General features: G+C 66.2%; 1 protein-coding gene. It reads right to left on the reverse strand.

All coding sequences use genetic code 11. The features are described from left to right. Positions 1–4,404, reverse strand: a 4,404-nt coding sequence (locus tag A6B37_RS25900; protein WP_210405824.1) for a VCBS domain-containing protein, incomplete at both ends; no start/stop codon positions are given.

A 4,404-nucleotide genomic window follows, 5' to 3' on the forward strand; every position in this document is an offset into this window, starting at 1 on the left:
CACCGTGACGGAACCGGTGACGATGTCGCCGGTGCCTTCGACCACGCTGTTGTGCGCGCCGGTGACGGTGCCGTCGGTGTCCTCGGGGGTGATGACAGGCGGACCGTCGGTCTGGCCGTTGATCGTGATGGTGATCACCGCCTCGGCGATGTCCCCATCGGCGTCGGTGATGGTGTAGCGGATGGTCTCCGTCAGCGTATCGCCATCGTTCAGGGCCTGGACGGCCTCCAGGCCGTTGTTCAGCTGATACGACCAGGTACCGTCGCCGTTGTCGATCAGCGTGCCGTACTTGGCGTCGGCCGTGTTGATGACGGTGGTGCTGGCATCGGCGCCCAGCGTGTCGTTGGCCAGCACGTTGCCGGTGATCGGGGCGGTGGCGTCTTCCGTGACGGAAGCGACATCGTCCTCGGCCGTGGGCTCGGTGTCGATGATCTGGATGACAAGATCGCCCGTGGTGGTCTTGCCGGCCACGTCGGTGACTGCGACCTGGAACAGGTCGCGCACGGCGTTGTCGCCGTCGCTGTGGTCGTCCGCGCCACCGGTCTCCTGGTAGGAGTAGGTGATCTTGCCGGTGGCCGCATCGTAACCGGTGATGGTCAGGATGCCCTTGTCGGTGGTGATAACCACCGGCGTGTTGTTGGCGCCGGTAACGTCCTGGCCGCCCACGGTCACGCCACGGATGCCAGCCTCGGCCGAGACCGTGACGGAGCCGGTGACGATGTCGCCCGTGCCTTCGATCACGCTGTTGTGTGCGCCCGTGACGGTGCCGTCGCTGTCTTCAGGCGTGATGACGGGCGGGCCGTCGGTCTGGCCGTTGATCGTGATGGTGATCACGGCCTCGGCGATGTCCCCATCGGCGTCGGTGATCGTGTAGCGGATCGTCTCGGTCAGCGTGTCGCCATCGTTCAGGGCCTGGACAGCTTCCAGGCCGTTGTTCAACTGATACGACCAGGTGCCGTCGCCGTTGTCGATCAGCGTGCCGTACTTGGCATCTGCCGTGTTGATGACGGTGGTGCTGGCGTCCGCGCCCAACGTGTCGTTGGCCAGCACGTTGCCGGTGATCGGGGCGGTGGCGTCTTCCGTGACGGAAGCGACGTCGTCCTCGGCCGTGGGCTCGGTGTCGATGATCTGGATGACAAGATCGCCCGTGGTGGTCTTGCCGGCCACGTCGGTGACTGCGACCTGGAACAGGTCGCGCACGGCGTTGTCGCCGTCGCTGTGGTCGTCGGCTCCACCGGTCTCCTGGTAGGAGTAGATGATCTTGCCGGTGGCCGCATCGTAACCGGTGATGGTCAGGATGCCCTTGTCGGTGGTGATGACCACCGGCGTGGTGTTGGCGCCGGTGACGTCCTGGCCGCCCACGGTGACGCCACGGATGCCGGCCTCGGCCGAGACCGTGACGGAGCCGGTGACGATGTCGCCCGTGCCTTCGATCACGCTGTTGTGTGCGCCCGTGACGGTGCCGTCGCTGTCTTCAGGCGTAATGACGGGCGGGCCGTCGGTCTGGCCGTTGATCGTGATGGTGATCACCGCCTCGGCGATGTCGCCATCGGCGTCGGTGATGGTGTAGCGGATGGTCTCGGTCAGCGTATCGCCATCGTTCAGGGCCTGGACGGCCTCCAGGCCGTTGTTCAGCTGATACGACCAGGTGCCGTCGCCGTTGTCGATCAGCGTGCCGTACTTGGCGTCGGCCGTGTTGATGACGGTGGTGCTGGCATCGGCGCCCAGCGTGTCGTTGGCTAGCACGTTGCCGGTGATCGGGGCGGTGGCGTCTTCCGTGACGGAAGCGACGTCGTCCTCGGCCTTGGGCTCGGTGTCGATGATCTGGATGACGAGGTCGCCCGTGGTGGTCTTGCCGGCCACGTCGGTGACTGCGACCTGGAACAGGTCGCGCACGGCGTTGTCGCCGTCGCTGTGGTCATCGGCTCCACCCGTCTCCTGGTAGGAGTAGGTGATCTTGCCGGTGGCCGCATCGTAACCGGTGATGGTCAGGATGCCCTTGTCGGTGGTGATGACGACGGGGGTGTTGTTGGCGCCGGTGACGTCCTGGCCGCCCACGGTGACGCCACGGATGCCGGCCTCGGCCGACACCGTGACGGAGCCGGTGACGATGTCGCCCGTGCCTTCGACCACGCTGTTGTGCGCACCGGTGACGGTGCCGTCGCTGTCCTCGGGGGTGATGACCGGCGGGCCGTCGGTCTGGCCGTTGATCGTGATGGTGATCACGGCCTCGGCGATGTCCCCATCGGCGTCGGTGATGGTGTAGCGGATGGTCTCGGTCAGCGTATCGCCATCGTTCAGGGCCTGGACAGCCTCCAGGCCGTTGTTCAACTGATACGACCAGGTGCCGTCGCCGTTGTCGATCAGCGTGCCGTACTTGGCATCTGCCGTGTTGATGACGGTGGTGCTGGCATCGGCGCCCAGCGTGTCGTTGGCCAGCACGTTGCCGGTGATCGGGGCGGTGGCGTCTTCCGTGACGGAAGCCGTGTCGTCCTCGGCCTTGGGCTCGGTGTCGATGATCTGGATGACGAGGTCGCCCGTGGTGGTCTTGCCGGCCACGTCGGTGACTGCGACCTGGAACAGGTCGCGCACGGCGTTGTCGCCGTCGCTGTGGTCGTCGGCTCCACCGGTCTCCTGGTAGGAGTAGGTGATCTTGCCGGTGGCCGCATCGTAACCGGTGATGGTCAGGATGCCCTTGTCGGTGGTGATAACCACCGGCGTGTTGTTGGCGCCGGTAACGTCCTGGCCGCCCACGGTCACGCCACGGATGCCAGCCTCGGCCGAGACCGTGACGGAGCCGGTGACGATGTCGCCCGTGCCTTCGATCACGCTGTTGTGCGCACCGGTGACGGTGCCGTCGGTGTCCTCGGGGGTGATGACAGGCGGGCCGTCGGTCTGGCCGTTGATGGTGATAGTGATCACGGCCTCGGCGATGTCGCCATCGGCGTCGGTGATGGTGTAGCGGATCGTCTCGGTCAGCGTATCGCCGTCGTTCAGGGCCTGCACAGCTTCCAGGCCGTTGTTCAACTGATACGACCAGGTGCCGTCGCCGTTGTCGATCAGCGTGCCGTACTTGGCGTCGGCCGTGTTGATGACGGTGGTGCTGGCATCGGCGCCCAGCGTGTCGTTGGCCAGCACGTTGCCGGTGATCGGGGCGGTGGTGTCTTCCGTGACGGAAGCGACGTCGTCCTCGGCCGTGGGCTCGGTGTCGATGATCTGGATGACAAGATCGCCCGTGGTGGTCTTGCCGGCCACGTCGGTGACTGCGACCTGGAACAGGTCGCGCACGGCGTTGTCGCCGTCGCTGTGGTCGTCGGCGCCGCCCGTCTCCTGGTAGGAGTAGGTGATCTTGCCGGTGGCCGCATCGTAACCGGTGATGGTCAGGATGCCCTTGTCGGTGGTGATGACCACCGGCGTGGTGTTGGCGCCGGTGACGTCCTGGCCGCCGACGGTCACGCCACGGATGCCGGCTTCGGCCGACACCGTGACGGAACCGGTGACGATGTCGCCCGTGCCTTCGATCACGCTGTTGTGTGCGCCCGTGACGGTGCCGTCGCTGTCTTCAGGCGTGATGACAGGCGGGCCGTCGGTCTGGCCGTTGATCGTGATGGTGATCACCGCCTCGGCGATGTCGCCATCGGCGTCGGTGATCGTGTAGCGGATCGTCTCGGTCAGCGTGTCGCCATCGTTCAGGGCCTGGACAGCTTCCAGGCCGTTGTTCAACTGATACGACCAGGTGCCGTCGCCGTTGTCGATCAGCGTGCCGTACTTGGCGTCGGCCGTGTTGATGACGGTGGTGCTGGCATCGGCGCCCAACGTGTCGTTGGCCAGCACGTTGCCGGTGATCGGGGCGGTGGCGTCTTCCGTGACGGAAGCGACGTCGTCCTCGGCCGTAGGCTCGGTGTCGATGATCTGGATGACGAGGTCGTTGCTGTTGCTGACGCCCGCAAGGTCGGTGACGACCACCGGGAAGCTGTCGCGCACGGCGTTGTCGCCGCCGCTGTGGTCGTCGGCTCCACCGGTCTCCTGGTAGGAATAGGTGATCTTGCCGGTGGCCGCATCGTAACCGGTGATGGTCAGGATGCCCTTGTCGGTGGTGATGACCACCGGCGTGTTGTTGGCGCCGGTGACGTCCTGGCCGCCGACGGTCACGCCACGGATGCCGGCCTCGGCCGACACCGTGACGGAGCCGGTGACGATGTCGCCGCTGGCTTCGATCACGCTGTTGTGCGCGCCGGTGACGGTGCCGTCGCTGTCCTCGGGGGTGATGACGGGCGGGGCGTCGGTCTGGCCGGTGACCGTGACGGTCAGCGTGGCGGTGGTCGTGGCGCCGTCCGCGTCGACGACCGTATAGGTGATCGAGGTGGTGGCGGTCTGCTGGTCGTTCAGGTACTGGAAGTCGCT

It is taken from the genome of Achromobacter sp. HZ01 (assembly GCF_003267925.1).
GTDB lineage: Bacteria > Pseudomonadota > Gammaproteobacteria > Burkholderiales > Burkholderiaceae_B > Achromobacter > Achromobacter pulmonis_A.